Source organism: Planomicrobium stackebrandtii (genome assembly GCF_030814955.1).
In the GTDB taxonomy this organism is placed as follows: Bacteria; Bacillota; Bacilli; order Bacillales_A; family Planococcaceae; genus Planococcus; species Planococcus stackebrandtii.
This window is the reverse complement of record NZ_JAUSWB010000002.1, coordinates 18765-33541: the sequence shown is the minus strand read 5'-3', so window position 1 is coordinate 33541 and position 14777 is coordinate 18765. Positions and strand designations below refer to the sequence as shown.

The following is a 14777-nucleotide window of genomic DNA, read 5'->3' as shown; positions in this document are numbered from 1 at the left end:
CTATACACCTACCTTGTCGATAGAATCGATAGACCAGGATTCTTTTCGCCATGCCTGGTCCCAGAAGTTCCATTCGTAATAGCTGCTCTTCCGGAAGTGATTTTTCAGTTTTGTGCGGCGTTCTTCTGGAAGTCCTTCCGCCAATTGATCCATTCGAAGAATCTGTTCATGGACAAGTGCTCCGAATTCCTCTGAACCGTATGTTTCGATCCACTTGTCATAAATCGGATGATCCGGCTTGGCACTTTTCAGGCGTTCCCCAATCTCGTAGTAAAGCCAATAACAGGGCAGAATGGCTGCCAGTACATCCGCCAGATCCCCTTCAGCAGCGCGGTACATATGCGATACGTATGCATAAGCAGACGGCGAAGGCTCAAAGGCAGCCCACTCTTTTTCTGTGACTTCAAGCAGTTCCATGAACGATTCATGCAGCGCCATTTCTGCACTGCATGTATGGGCGGAGTGAACTGCAAATCGCTGAGTAGTTTCCAAATCGGTTGCTTTGGATGCTCCCAACGCCTGCACTTTGGCAAAATGCGATAAATAATAAGCGTCCTGCATCACGTAAAAACGGAAAACATCGATCGGCAAAGTACCATCTTCAATCCCCTTGACGAATGGGTGATCAAAACTTGCCTGCCACAGGTTGTTGCATTCTTTTCTCACTTCTTCACAAAATGTCATTTCTCCATCTCCCTTTCATTTTGGACAAAATAAAAACGCCGCTTCCCGGTAAAGGGAAGCGACGTATGCAGTCGATAAAAGAAATAGCAGACAATCGCCACTTCCCTCCGCTGGTATGATCCAGATCAGGTTCAAAGGGTCCGAGCTAATGCTCGTCTCAGCCGATATTCGACTCCCCCAGTGGTGTTTTTATTTATGTTTTCGAAAACACTATATCACAGTTCCAGATAATTCTATAGCTTTTATGCGATTTCCCGTTTCCTCGTCAAAGAAATGGACGTGAGCCATATCAAATGCCAAGGTTGCCGTATGGCCGGGCTCAATCGTCGTGGCAGCTTCGACACGTGCAATAAACTCCTGCTCTGCATAAACTGCATGCAGAATGGTTTCAGCTCCTGTCAATTCAGCAACCGTAATGACCGCTTCGAACTCACTTGCCGGAATACCGGACAAATCCTCATTGTTGACGTGGATATGCTCTGGACGGATGCCTAAAGTCACCGCTTTGCCTTCATAGCCTTCGTTCTTCAGCATCGCCATTATCGGCGCCGGAATATCCAACACTTTGTCCCCCAGCACATAAGTTCCTTTATCAATCTTACCTTCAAAGAAGTTCATAGCTGGCGAGCCGATAAATCCGCCAACGAACCGGGTTTCCGGAAAATCATACACTTCTTTTGGAGAACCTACTTGCTGGATCAAACCATCTTTCATGATGACGATTCGGGTGGCCATCGTCATTGCTTCTGTTTGGTCATGTGTTACATATATAGTCGTTGTTTTCAGCCGTCTATGCAGTTTGACGATTTCCGCACGCATCTGCACACGCAGTTTGGCATCCAGATTGGAAAGCGGCTCGTCCATCAGGAAGACTTTTGCGTCGCGCACAATGGCGCGTCCTAAAGCGACACGCTGGCGCTGCCCCCCTGACAATGCTTTCGGTTTTCTGTCCAAATAGTCTTCCAATCCAAGAATGGCTGCGGCCTCATCGACAAGCCGTTTAACTTCGGATTTTTTAACCTTCCGCAATTTCAAGCCGAAAGCTATGTTTTCAAACACAGTCATGTGCGGATATAAGGCATAGTTCTGAAAAACCATCGCAATGTCCCGGTCTTTTGGTTCGACACCGTTCATCAGCTTGCCATCTATATAAAATTCACCTTCCGTTATTTCCTCCAAGCCGGCAATCATTCGGAGAGTGGTGGACTTTCCGCATCCAGATGGACCCACAAAGACGATAAATTCTTCATCTTGAATATGGAGATTAAAATCCGATACGGCAAGAGCGCCTTTGTCATACCTTTTCCCCAGATTTTCAATCCTGATCTCTGCCATTTCGCATTCTCCTTCTTTTCAGTTTCCTCTAATTATAATCAGTTATCTGTAAATTACAAACAGGATCGGAAACTTTGGTTTGTTAATGTATACATCTTTTGAATAGAAGATGGAATATTTTGTGTTTCCAAACAGATAAAAAAGGGAAGTGATTTTAAGGAGATTATAGAGACTCTCGTTTGAACCTTCGAGAATCGAAGTTAATTTCATTCCATAAATACCCCAGCTCCATACAATTAAAACAAACGGAAACGGAGAGAATGAGATGAAAAAAAAGCGCTTACTTTTAACTGGTTTGATGGGATCGGCTCTGGCTCTCAGTGGATGTGCAGGTTTCCAGACGAGTAACAATGACGAATCCACTGTCAATGAAGACGGGAAAGTTGTAATTGATTTCTGGACATTTTGGGGTTCCGAAATCCGTCGTCCGGTCATTGAACAGATTATTGCAGATTTCAATGAATCACAGGATGAAATTGAAGTGAAGCACACCTATCTTCCTTTCGGTGATATTTGGACCAAGGAGCTAGCTTCCATTGCTGCTGGTGATCCACCTGATGTCGTCATCAATGACATCAATACTACAGCACTAAGAGGCCAGGAAAAACAAGCGATGAACCTATCCGAGTTCCTCGAAGAAGACGACATTTCAGAACGTTTTTATCCGGAATTGTGGAATGCCACACTTCATGAAGGTGATTCTTACGGCATCCCTTTTAATACCGACACACGCGTTCTCTTTTATAACAAAGATGCTTTTGAAGATGCCGGTTTAGATCCAGAGAAGCCGCCTGCAACATGGGCAGAACTCGAGGAATATGCTGCAAAACTGGATGTGAAGAATGGCGATGACTACGAGCGCATCGGTTTCTATCCGCGCTGGGGAATCGATTTTGATGTCTGGATGCTGAACGCAGGCGGCCAAAACTATTTTGATGAAAACAACAATGTTCAAATCGACACAGCATCGAACTTGGAAACACTTGAATGGCTGAAAACCTGGCAGACAAAATATGGCGATGATGTCATCAACGCCTTTAAGGCACAAATCGACAGCCAGCAAGGAAATCCTTTCTTTAACGGGAGCCTTGCTATGTACGCCATCACACCGACTTTCTATACACAGATCCGCGATTATGCAGAAGAGCTGAATTTTGGTGTGGCTCCCCTTCCAGAACGTGAGTCCGGAAGCGGCAATACCAGCTGGGGCGGCGGTTTCGTAGCCGAAATTCCAGAAGGGGCCGCAAATCCTGAAGCTTCATACGAATTCATTAAATATTTGACTGACGTTGATGCACAAGAATACTGGGCAGTCCAAAACTTTGATAACGTAGCGAATATCGAAGCCGCTGAAAATGCCGCGGCTAGCGATGAATTTACAGAAGACGGTTCAATGGTTTATCAAATGGCAGTCGACAATATGGAGCATACACTCCTGACACCGGTGCCGGTTATTGCGCCTGATTTCACGAGTTATATAAATCCTAACGTGGAAGAATTCTTCCTGGGCTCTATGACAGCGGAAGAAGCGTTGGCCAAATCACAGGCCGATGTGGAGAATCTGGTAGACAACAACAGTCAGTAAGGGGGAAATCCTTTGGGGAAAAAAAGATTGACGATGCGCCGGAAGGAAAGCATTTACGGCTATATTTTCGTTATGCCGTGGATTATCGGATTTCTTGCCTTTACTGCGGGACCTTTGGTATTTTCCTTTATGGCAAGTTTCACCAACTATAATATTACATCACAGATGGACTTTGTCGGAGTGGACAATTATCAAGGGCTCTTTACAGAAGACAGTCTTTTTTGGACCTCCCTTTGGAACACGCTGTATTTTGTCGCATTTTCCGTGCCCTTGACGACAATCGGAGCGATCCTGCTGTCGGCTCTTTTAAATCAGGACATCCCGGGTATCAGGTTTTTCCGCACCCTGTATTATTTGCCTGCTGTGCTATCGGGAGTAGGCGTTTACCTGCTGTGGATGCAATTATTGGATCCAGGCACCGGTATGGTCAATTTAATTCTGAGCTGGTTTAATATCGATGGCCCCAGTTGGCTTTTTGATCCAGATTGGACAAAACCATCACTTATTTTGATGAAGATGTGGAGTGTCGGGGGATCGATGCTCCTGTACTTAGCAAGCATGCAGGGAGTTTCCAAGTCATTGTATGAAGCGGCTGAAATCGATGGGGCAAATACCTGGAAGCAATTCCGTCATATCACTATTCCGATGATCACTCCAGTCATTTTCTTCGACGTGGTCACCAGCCTGATAGGCGGGTTCCAAATTTTTCAGGAAGCCTATGTCATGTCCAGCAATGGTGAAGGCGGACCCGCCAACTCCCTGCTATTCTATAATTTATACATGTGGAGACAGGCATTTGAAAACTTTAACATGGGTTACGCCATGGCCATGTCGTGGATTTTATTCGTAATCGTCTTTGTGCTGACTTTGATCAATTTAAAACTTGCTCCACGCTGGGTGCATTACGAAGGGGAGGAGAAATAAATGGCCAAAACCACCGATGATGCATCTTATGTGGAGAAAAAAGATGGCTTGAAAACCCTCTCCGGTACAAATAAAAATCCGGGATATTTTGAACATCGCGGAAACCGTAAAAACATGTTGAAGCTTATCAATTTCATTCTACTAGCAGCGGGCAGTTTACTTATTTTATCTCCTCTCTGGTGGATGATCTCAACTTCTTTGAAAACGATGGCTGAAGTCATGTCTTTCCCTCCAACATTCTTTCCGGAATCCTGGAATTGGTCCAACTATATCCGGACATGGGAAGCGGCACCTTTTACGCGGTACACCATTAACACTTTGACCATTACGACACTTGTCGTCATCGGCAACGTTATATCCAATTCATTTATCGCCTACGGTTTTGCCAAAATCCCTTTCCGCGGCAAAAACGTATTGTTCGCCATTGTGCTGGCAACTATGATGATTCCAGGATTTGTTACACTGATTCCCCAATACGTGCTGTTTGCAAAGCTAAATTGGGTCAATACTTACTTTCCACTCGTAGTTCCTGCGTTTTTCGGAAGTGCATTTAACATTTTCCTGCTGCGCCAGTTTTACATGACCATTCCAAATGAATTAATTGAAGCAGCCAAAATGGAAGGTGCCAACCATTTTTATATTTGGTGGAAGATCGGCTTACCCCTGACAAAGCCCGCAATTGCGACGGTAGCCATCTTCTCTTTCAACGGTGCCTGGAACGACTTCCTCGGGCCCTTGCTGTACTTGAACGACGAAAATCTATATACCCTCCAAATTGGCCTGCAGGTTTTCAAAGGCCAGATGAGTACCCAATGGAATTATTTGATGGCAGGATCCTTGCTCGTCCTGTTGCCGGTTATTTTGCTGTTCTTCTTCTTCCAAAAGTACTTTATCCAAGGGATCAATTTGCAATCCGGTGGAAAATAAGAAAAGCGGAAGCGGCCGTTTAACTCCGACAGGCGTAAGACGATCTGGCGAAGCGGCGTTCTTTGCCGCACAGCCAGAGTGGCTTACGACCCGAGGAGTTGGCCGCTGGAGTCTGGACAATAAGAAAAGCGGAAGCACTCGTATAGGCACAAAAAAGCGTTCCTGAAATTTCAGGAACGCTTTTTCCGACTCTATTAAACTGTAGCCACTTTTTTCTCTTTTTTAATTTGCTTGCTTCGCAACTGTCCGCAAGCTGCATCGATGTCGGCGCCCTGCTCATGACGGACTCCGCAGTTGATGCCTTTCTTTTTCAAAGCATCGTAAAAAGCGGTGATCGCTTCCGGCGTGCTTTGCTGGTACTGATCGTGTTCATCAACCGAGTTGTAAGGAATCAAGTTAACGTATGATAGATGACGCTTGTCTTCCAGCAATTTCGCCAATTGATTTGCTTCTTCAACATGGTCGTTGACGTCACGCAATAAAATATACTCAAACGTGATGCGGCGGTTGGATTTCTCCAAATAGTAATCGATCGATGCCATCAGTTTTTCGATTGGATACGCTTTGTTGATTTTCATGATGCGTGTACGCAATTCGTTGGTTGGCGCGTGGATGGAAATCGCCAGGTTCACCTGCAAACCTTCGTCTGCATAGTCATAGATTTTCGGCACGATACCGCTTGTCGATACCGTAATGTGGCGAGCTCCGATAGCCAAGCCTTTTTGCGAATTGACGATGTTCAGGAAGCCCATCAAGTTCGTATAGTTATCAAATGGTTCACCGATGCCCATTACCACAATATGGCTGACACGCTCTTCTTTTTGCTGTGTGTCAAAATGCGCTTGTACCTGCATGATCTGCTCCACAATTTCGCCCGCGTTTAAATCACGGCTCTTTTTCAAGAGTCCGCTGGCGCAGAAACTGCAGCCGATGTTACAGCCGACCTGTGTCGTAACACAGACGGAGTTTCCGTACTTAAAGCGCATCAATACTGTTTCAATCAAGTTGCCATCCTGCATTTGGAAAAGGAACTTGATCGTTCCGTCTGCTGATTCCTGTTTAACGGTTTCTTTCAATGTGCGAATTGCAAAGTTGTCTTCGAGCAGCTGGATGCAGTCTTTTGAAAGATTGTTCATTTCTGCAAATTCCGTGACGCGTTTAATATACAACCAGTCCCATACCTGCTCAGCACGATACTTTTTTTGGCCGTTTTCTAAAAACCATTCTTTTAACTGATCTATCGTTAATCCATAGATGGAATTTTTCATTTTAGTACCCTCATTTCAAATTTCACAATTGCTTATTATAATACTAAAAATAACGCTTGACAACAACTATTTTTGTTTAGACAGAAAAATCTGACTGGTTTTTTTGCTTAATTTGTTCTGGCTGAGGGTAGAGAATGTTAGAAAGGAGCTGTTGTTATGAGCGCCATTACCCATGTAGGACTGGCCGTACCCGACTTGGAAAAAGCCATTGAATGGTATAAAAAAGTACTGGGCTTCTACATTTTAGCTGGTCCATTCGACTTTGACGCAGCGGATGACAATCCAGAAGCGATGACATTAAACTTGCAAGGCGCTGCACTGAAAAAAATGCGCAATGTCCACTTGATGTCTTCAAGCGGTGTCGGCATCGAACTTTTTGAATTTCAGGATCCTACATATCATGCTGAACATTATTCCCCTCATGCCGGATTCATGCACATTTGCCTGATCGTTGATGACCTGATCGACACGATTGAAAAGGCGGTGCAGCACGGCGGCAAGCAGCGAAGCAAGATATGGAACATCAACAAAGGAAAGCCTCATTTCCTGGTTTACACCGAGGACCCTTTCGGCCATATCATCGAATTGTACACACGCAGCACATCAGAAGTATATGGAAATCGGTAATTGAAAAAACCAGGCAGCCTGAAAAAGGCTGCCTGGTTTTCATTTGAGTGATATAGCCCATATTACTTCAGCGAAAGCCGTTTGGGTTGATTCGCTTCGCCAGATCGTCTTACGCCTGTCGGAGGTCCGCAGGATGCGGATCAGCTAACCGTTGCGACAGGAAGTCGCGCTCTTAGGTTAGATTCTGCTTTCGGCTGTCTCCGCTTTTCTTTATTGTCCAGACTCCAGCGCCCAGCTCTTCGGGGTCATAAGTCATTCCAGTTGCGCGGCAAAAAGCGCCACTTCGCTGATCTGCCTTATGCCCGTCAGAGCTACACGGGCGCTTCCGCTTTTCTTATTGTCCAGACTCCGACAGCCAGCCCCTCGAGTCGCTTCAGCCTTATCACCAATGGCAAAAAACGCCATTATCGATAAGGCTTCCAGCGCTTGTTGGGGCTAAACGCCTGTCTCCGCTTTTCTTTAGACCAATTGTTCTTTCTTCTGGAGCATCGTGCCGTTTTTTGCCAGATCTGCGTGCCATGAGAAAGCTTTTTCCAATACATGCGGTGTTTGGCCGCCGCGTGTTAAAGCTTCATCATAATATTCGCGAAGTTGCGCACGGTATGTTGGGTGGACACAGTTTGCTAGGATGACTTCCACGCGTTCACGCGGTGCCAGGCCGCGAAGATCTGCGTAGCCCTGCTCGGTTACGACTACATCCACATCGTGCTCCGTGTGGTCCACGTGGGATACAAACGGTACAACACTTGAAATGTTGCCGCCTTTGGCAATTGATTTTGTTACAAAAATCGCCAAGCGTGCATTTCGCGCAAAGTCGCCTGAACCACCGATGCCATTCATCATTTTTGTGCCGGATACATGCGTGGAGTTTACGTTGCCGTACATGTCAAACTCCAAAGCGGTGTTGATTGAAATCAAGCCGAGTCGGCGGATAATTTCAGGATGATTGGAAATTTCCTGCGGGCGCATAATAATCTTGTTCCGGTAGTTTTCAAATTCACCAAAAACCTGTTTCATTTTCGGTTCAGACAATGTGATGGAGCAGCAAGATGCGAAATTCACTTTTCCTGCATCGATCAAATCAAAGACAGAGTCTTGCAGCACTTCCGAATACACTTCTAAATCCTTGAATTCTGAATCGACCATGCCATGCAAAACGGCATTCGCAACAGATCCAATGCCTGATTGCAAAGGAGCCAACTTCTCGGTCAATCTTCCAACGCGAATTTCAGAACGTAAAAATTCAAGCAAATGATCTGCCATGATTTTAGTTTCTTCGTCCGGCGGCACAATATTTGAAGGTGAATCCAACTGCTCAGTGAAAACAATACCTTTGACTTTTTCCATGTCAATTGGAATTCCAATAGTGCCGATGCGCTGATCGACTGCTGTTAATGGAATCGGCGAACGCTCACCCTGTTTGCCTGTGTCATAAATGTCATGCAGTCCTTCAAATAATTCAGGCTGCGACAGATTAATTTCAACGATGATATTTTTCGCATGCTTTGCAAAAACAGCTGAGTTCCCAACAGAAGTTGTCGGAATGATCATGCCATCTTCTGTAATAGACAAGGCTTCAATGATTGCAAAATCAATCGTTTCCGTGACTCCCGTGCGGATCCATTCTGCCGTATGCGACAGGTGGTGATCCACAAACAGCATTTCCCCAGAGTTAATTTTATTGCGCATCGCCGGCTCTGCCTGAAATGGCAAACGTTTGTTGACGATGCCTGCTTCTGCAAATAACCGGTCAATGTCTGAGCCTAAAGAAGCTCCTGTAAACACATTCACTTTGAAACTTTCGTTTTCTGCACGTTTCACTAACGCGAAAGGAACCGCTTTCACGTCTCCAGCACGTGTAAATCCGCTAAGCCCCAGTGTCATGCCGTCCTGTATCCATGAAGCCGCTTCCTCTGGTGTCGTTACCCGATCCTGCAGCTGTTTCGCTTTAATGCGTTCTAGTTTCTTTTCCATCTTTATCACTCTCTTCCAAAGTTAGTTTGGCAGTTCATCTTTATTAATAAAGCGTTTTCATGAACGGTCGCTCAATAGCAAGTCACATTTCGCTTAAAAAGGGTAGAGCTGCTCATCATCTATCATCTTTTAATTATTAGATAACTTTAACTTATTCTATTTAGGAATTGAGATTTACAGAGCGGAAAAGAGTTTAATACAGCCAAGCAGAGAAAAGAGTGGCTCAAGCAGCATTTTTTGAAGAAAACACAAAAAAAGCGCATCTTCCAGCGCTTATTTTGGCCTGATCAGGCGTTTCTTTTTTTAAAAACCTAGAAGTTTTCTAAAATAGCTCGAGTAGGATTGGCTGACTGGGATCCGTTGTCCGTTATTCATCGCCAGCACAAATGTTGAATGCGTATCGGGGTAAATTTCTTCTATATGATTGACGTTGACGATGAATGAACGATGGCAGCGGATAAAAGATTCGCGCGGCAGCAAAAATTCAAATTCCTGAAGAGAGTTTTTATTGGTTCCAGAGTAGCCTGCTGCATGGACATGAGTTTTGCGGTCTTTTACTTCCAGGTATTTAACTTCTGTAAACGGAATCGGCTTCCAGCCATCCGGGCTCTTCACCGTGACCACCGACTTTCCTTCAGTAAATGCTGGATAGATGGCCATGACACAGCCCTGCAATTCTCCATTGTGATCGAACGGCACAGCCATTCCGTGATAGGGCACACCAAAAAGCTCCCGGTTGATGAACTCGGAAGTTTTCTGATTTGCCGTCAATGCTTTGTGGGCAATGGTTCCGGGTTTTACCGGATCCCCTGCCTTGATCTTTAGATCCACCCGCTTGCTTGGACGGTAATAAATATATTCTTTCGTATTTGTTACTGCAATTGAAATCTCATCGGAAAACAGTTCCCCCATGACATTCAGCAACGAACCCAGTGTAAAACTTTCCATCATAACCCTCCTGTTTCAACTCAATGCTTTGATTATACATGAAAAGCTTTTCTTCCATTAGAAAAAACCAGTCCTCTTATGAAAAGGACTGGTTTAGAATTTCATTCCTATAACAGCATCGTTCCGTTGTTCGCCAAATTTGCATGCCAGGAAAAAGCTTTTTCCAGCACGTGTGGTGTCTGGCCGCCACGCAGCAGCGCCTCTTTATAATAACGATGCATTTGGTCTCGATACATGGGGTGCATACAATTTTCAATAATCAAATTGACCCGTTCACGCGGAGCAAGTCCGCGCAAATCTGCATATCCTTGTTCGGTCACGACAATATCTACATCGTGTTCGGTATGGTCCACATGTGTAGCAAACGGAACAATGCTGGATATGATGCCGTCTTTGGCAATCGACTTGGTGACAAAAATCGACAAACGGGCGTTGCGGGCAAAATCGCCGGAACCGCCAATTCCGTTCATCATTTTCGTGCCTGACACATGAGTCGAGTTCACATTGCCATAAATATCAAATTCCAATGCCGTATTGATAGAAATCAGCCCAAGCCGGCGAACCAAACCTGGGTGATTCGTAATTTCCTGCGGCCGCAAAATGATTTTATCGCGGTACTTTTCAAAGTTGCCAAATACCTGCTCCATCTTTTCTCTAGACAAAGTAATCGATGATGCGGAAGCAAATTTCACTTTCCCAGCATCAATCAAATCAAAAACAGCATCTTGCAGAACTTCAGAGTATACTTCCAAGTCATGAAATTCCGAATCAACGAGACCGTGAAGTACCGCATTCGCCACAGAGCCAATTCCTGATTGCAGCGGTGCGAGCTGATTGGTCAACCTGCCGGACGCTACTTCTGAGCGCAGGAAATTCAATAAATGATCAGCCATCACTTCAGTTTCGGCATCCGGCTGCAGGATGGTCGAAGGCGAATCCGGTTGTGAAGTAAAGACAATGCCCCGTACTTTTTCCGGATCGACCGGTATTCCGATTGTCCCGATGCGGTCATTGACGCGCGTCAACGGAATAGGGGAACGCTGCCCTTGTTTTCCAGGTTCGTAAATATCGTGCACGCCTCTAAACAACTGGGGCTGCGCAAGATTGATTTCGATTATAACGTTTTTGGCGTGCGTGACGAAAACCGAAGAATTCCCCACTGAAGTTGTTGGGATAATCATCCCGTCTTCCGTAATCTCCAAAGCTTCAATAACAGCAAAATCAATCGGTTCAATAACTCCTGCCCGAACCCATTCAGCAGTTTGCGATAAATGATGGTCAACAAACAGCATCTCTCCGCTGTTGATTTTTCTGCGCATGGCCGGGTCTGCTTGAAAAGGCAAACGCTTATGGACGATTCCGGCTTCCGCCATTAGCTTATCCACATCCGAGCCTAAAGAAGCGCCCGTAAAGACATTTACTTTAAACTGCTCTGTTTCTGCACGGCGAACCAATGCATACGGTATCGCTTTGGCATCCCCTGCACGTGTAAATCCACTTAATCCGAGTGTCATTCCGTCTTTGATCCAAGACGCTGCCTCGTCAGCAGAGACAACCCGATCCTGTAATTCAATGGCTTTGATACGATGAAGTTTATTGTCCACCTTTATCACCTTTCGTAGGCTTTAGTTTGTTAGCCTGTACATTTATTATATCTTATTCCCGTTTATGCCAAAATTAAGCCGACTCTGGAATGCTCGGTTTCATCCGCTTTCTTTCACATCTCTGCAACAATGTAGTATAGATATCCCAAGGACCAAACCATTTTTCTTGCATTCTGAAAATGCTTTTTATTTGTGCCAATTGGCCATTGTTTGACCTCTATTCTCCAGCAAATCTACGTTCCTTTTTACATACTTAAGAGTTGGAAAATATATCAAGCCGGTTCCGTTGACAAGAAGTTTTTGCTCAAATAATATAGAAAAGCTGAAGAAAATAAATTCGGATTACTATATAGAAGAAAAGAGGATACCTGCTATGTCTGCGGACCAAAAAAAGAAAATTTCCATCTTGATGATCAATATGTTCATCGCCATCGCCAGCTTCGGAATTGTCATTCCAATTCTGCCTTCTTATTTGGAATCAATCAATCAGGGCGGCATGGCCGCCGGTTTGATGATTGCCATTTTTGCTGCTGCCCAATTCGTCTTTTCACCAATTGCCGGCAAATGGGCCGATCAGCATGGCCGCCGAAAGATGATCATTTACGGCTTGCTCGGCTTGACCATCTCCATGTTCGTCTTCTATGCTTCTGATTCCATTTGGGTTTTGTATTTATCCCGTGTTATTGGCGGCGTAGGAGCCGCAATGCTGATCCCGGCAATCTTCGCGTACATTGCGGACATTACGACTTTTGACCAGCGTGCAAAAGGAACCAGCCTGGTTTCGGCCGCCATGTCGCTCGGAATTGTCGTCGGACCTGGAATCGGTGGATTTTTAGCTGATTACGGATTGAAATTGCCTTTCCTTGTTTCGGCACTTGTATCCTTGGGAGCTGTCCTCTTTTCGGTCATCTGGCTGAAAGAACACGATGCCACAGATGCCAATCCTAAGTTGGCCGCCAAGTTAACAGATGAAGAATCCATGCTTGTCAAAATTGGCCGTTCCACCAAGATGCCGTACTTTATTCCATTGGTCATTACACTCGTCATGAGCTTTGGCTTGCTGGCATATGAATCGGTGGTCGGCCTGTATTTAGACAATCAGTTTGACTCTACTGCGAAGGATATCGCCTTTATGATTACCGCGACAGGTGTCGTCAGTGTTATCGTCCAATTGTTTATCGTGGACCGGATTGTTCGCCGCTATGGAGAAGTGACCATCCTCATCGCCTTCTTGGGTGTGGCAGCATTTGGCTTCCTGATGTCCTTGTTTGCCGGAAGCTACGCTATGTTCTTTGCCGTTTCACTAGTGATTTTCCTGGCTACTTCCATTTTGCGCCCTGTCCTCAATACTTTGATCTCAAAAATGGCTGACGGTGAAGTTGGCTTTGCAATGGGCATGAACAATGCTTACATGAGCATCGGGAATGTCATAGGTCCCTTGCTGGCAGGTGTTCTTTACGATATCAATATTGTATACCCCTTCATTTTGGGCCTCATCATGTTGATGATAACCATGTTTATCACAGTGGCTTGGCAGCGTTCGCGTGCCGCGAAAGCTTCTACGGCTGTATAGCCAGCGGGCTCTCTGAGGAGAGCCCGTTTTATTGTCCTTTTTGTCGAATATTGTATCCAGCTTTACGGGTTTGATTATACGTTGTATAATATTTGTACAACAAATACCATAAATCTATAGAATGAAGGTAATGCTATGTATAATATTAAGGCAGCTGCCAAAATCTTAGATATGCCGAAAGTGACGATCCGTTCCTGGGAAACGCGCTACAGCGCAATCACCCCTGCCCGAACGGAATCTGGACACCGCTTGTATTCGGATCAAAATCTGGAAGATTTGAAATGGCTAAAAATACAAGTACAAGACAACGGCATGAAAATCAGCGAAGCTGTAAAAAAGCTTCATGCTTCACGCAAGCAATTCATCGTTCCGAATAAAGAACAGCCGCCAACAGAGGCGATGGAATACGATGAACAAATCAATCAACTTTTTCAGGCTGCAGCCGAGATGGATACTGAGCGCTTCAACTATTTGTTGGATCTGCATTTTTCCCTATTCCACCACCAGACAGTCTTTTTCCATATAATCGCGCCGCTGATGGTGCGCATCGGAGAGGCATGGGAAAATGGCGTCATCAGCGTTGCCCATGAACACATGATCACTCACATTGTTCAGCAGCGCTTTAATCAGTTTTTCCGTGTTTTCCCAGTTTCTTCAAAATTACCGAAAGTCATAGCTCTCAGCCCAAGTGGTGAACAGCATCAGCTAGGCTTGCTGCTGTTCACCTTATTCCTGCGGGAGAACGGCTTTTCTGTGGTCTATATCGGCCCGGACACTCCTCTGGATGGCTTGGAGGAAATGGTCAGCAAACAAAATTTCAAGTTGATGTGCATGTCTATCGCTTCAAGCAAAATGCTGCCCGTTGCCAATCGGTATATCGATGCTTTGTCCAAAGCCAACCCCGAAATGCATTTTATTCTCGGGGGACGTGGAGTAGATTACGAACAAGTCGAAGGCAACCGCTGGTACTTGGGAAGCGATGTGAATTACTGGAAGGAATGGCTTGATACACAAAATTTTTAACGGCATAGAAAAACACCCTCGATTTGTATAATGAGGGTGTTTTTCTATGATTTTATTCCCAGTCGAGATCCTGATAATCTTTCTGATAAGGTCCGTTGTCGGTCACTTCTGAATGGTAGAGCGCTTTTAAGGCAAAGCCTTTTTCAAGCTCCATTTCTTTCATCAGCACTTTCAGCCGTTTTTTGAGTTCCGGATGATCGCTGACCAACTGTTCCATTTTGGATTTGGTGTATTTCATCTTTATCCGCTCCTTTTGGATCTTCTTGCCTTTATTGTACACTGCAATAGAAAAAAACGCACTTGCC

13 protein-coding genes and 1 riboswitch are annotated in these 14777 nt (G+C 45.1%); of the genes, 6 read left to right on the top strand and 7 right to left on the bottom strand.

Translation table 11 applies throughout. The features are described from left to right. Nucleotides 1-684, bottom strand: coding sequence for a thiaminase II (gene tenA, locus QOZ98_RS03705; RefSeq protein WP_308786166.1), 684 nt, complete (start codon nucleotides 682-684; stop codon nucleotides 1-3). 85 nt (nucleotides 685-769) lie between these two features. Continuing rightward, nucleotides 770-873: riboswitch (TPP riboswitch) on the bottom strand. A 21-nt stretch (nucleotides 874-894) separates the two neighbouring features. After that, on the bottom strand, nucleotides 895-2019 hold the full coding sequence (locus tag QOZ98_RS03700) for an ABC transporter ATP-binding protein (protein WP_308786165.1): 1125 nt from the start codon (nucleotides 2017-2019) through the stop codon (nucleotides 895-897). A 265-nt stretch (nucleotides 2020-2284) separates the two neighbouring features. Here QOZ98_RS03700 and QOZ98_RS03695 point away from each other — a divergent pair, with 265 nt between their 5' ends. Genes QOZ98_RS03695 through QOZ98_RS03685 form a run of 3 tightly spaced genes read left to right on the top strand, consistent with a single transcriptional unit; the run spans nucleotide 2285 to nucleotide 5455 of the window. After that, on the top strand, nucleotides 2285-3604 hold the full coding sequence (locus tag QOZ98_RS03695) for an ABC transporter substrate-binding protein (RefSeq protein ID WP_308786164.1): 1320 nt from the start codon (nucleotides 2285-2287) through the stop codon (nucleotides 3602-3604). Nucleotides 3605-3616: 12 nt separating this feature from the next. After that, nucleotides 3617-4528: a carbohydrate ABC transporter permease gene (locus QOZ98_RS03690; protein ID WP_308786163.1), complete on the top strand. Its 912-nt coding sequence runs from the start codon at nucleotides 3617-3619 to the stop codon at nucleotides 4526-4528. Continuing rightward, nucleotides 4529-5455, top strand: a complete 927-nt coding sequence (locus tag QOZ98_RS03685; protein ID WP_308786162.1) for a carbohydrate ABC transporter permease — start codon at nucleotides 4529-4531, stop codon at nucleotides 5453-5455. Nucleotides 5456-5649: 194 nt separating this feature from the next. On the opposite strand, the gene rlmN is transcribed toward QOZ98_RS03685, so the two are convergent. Continuing rightward, nucleotides 5650-6723: a 23S rRNA (adenine(2503)-C(2))-methyltransferase RlmN gene (rlmN, locus tag QOZ98_RS03680; RefSeq protein ID WP_142826765.1), complete on the bottom strand. Its 1074-nt coding sequence runs from the start codon at nucleotides 6721-6723 to the stop codon at nucleotides 5650-5652. Between the two features lie 156 nt (nucleotides 6724-6879). On the opposite strand from rlmN, the gene QOZ98_RS03675 reads away from it, so the two are divergent. Then, on the top strand, nucleotides 6880-7350 hold the full coding sequence (locus tag QOZ98_RS03675) for a VOC family protein (RefSeq protein ID WP_308786161.1): 471 nt from the start codon (nucleotides 6880-6882) through the stop codon (nucleotides 7348-7350). A 459-nt stretch (nucleotides 7351-7809) separates the two neighbouring features. Here QOZ98_RS03675 and QOZ98_RS03670 read toward each other — a convergent pair whose 3' ends face one another. The 3 genes from QOZ98_RS03670 to QOZ98_RS03660 all read right to left on the bottom strand — a co-directional run bounded on the left by QOZ98_RS03670 (nucleotide 7810) and on the right by QOZ98_RS03660 (nucleotide 11876). Then, nucleotides 7810-9324: an acetyl-CoA hydrolase/transferase family protein gene (locus QOZ98_RS03670; protein ID WP_308786160.1), complete on the bottom strand. Its 1515-nt coding sequence runs from the start codon at nucleotides 9322-9324 to the stop codon at nucleotides 7810-7812. A gap of 303 nt (nucleotides 9325-9627) precedes the next feature. Next, a complete protein-coding gene (locus QOZ98_RS03665) occupies nucleotides 9628-10272 on the bottom strand; it encodes a LytTR family DNA-binding domain-containing protein (protein ID WP_308786159.1) in 645 nt (214 codons plus the stop codon). 107 nt (nucleotides 10273-10379) lie between these two features. Next, complete coding sequence (locus QOZ98_RS03660; RefSeq protein ID WP_308786158.1) at nucleotides 10380-11876, bottom strand: acetyl-CoA hydrolase/transferase family protein; 1497 nt, start codon at nucleotides 11874-11876, stop codon at nucleotides 10380-10382. A 373-nt stretch (nucleotides 11877-12249) separates the two neighbouring features. Here QOZ98_RS03660 and QOZ98_RS03655 point away from each other — a divergent pair, with 373 nt between their 5' ends. Both QOZ98_RS03655 and QOZ98_RS03650 read left to right on the top strand, forming a co-directional pair. After that, nucleotides 12250-13449, top strand: a complete 1200-nt coding sequence (locus QOZ98_RS03655; RefSeq protein ID WP_308786157.1) for an MFS transporter — start codon at nucleotides 12250-12252, stop codon at nucleotides 13447-13449. 135 nt (nucleotides 13450-13584) lie between these two features. After that, a complete protein-coding gene (locus QOZ98_RS03650) occupies nucleotides 13585-14472 on the top strand; it encodes a MerR family transcriptional regulator (protein ID WP_308786156.1) in 888 nt (295 codons plus the stop codon). A 52-nt stretch (nucleotides 14473-14524) separates the two neighbouring features. Here the strand turns inward: QOZ98_RS03650 and QOZ98_RS03645 are convergent, their stop codons facing one another. Further along, complete coding sequence (locus QOZ98_RS03645) at nucleotides 14525-14710, bottom strand: hypothetical protein (protein WP_142826756.1); 186 nt, start codon at nucleotides 14708-14710, stop codon at nucleotides 14525-14527. Nucleotides 14711-14777: the final 67 nt, after the last annotated feature.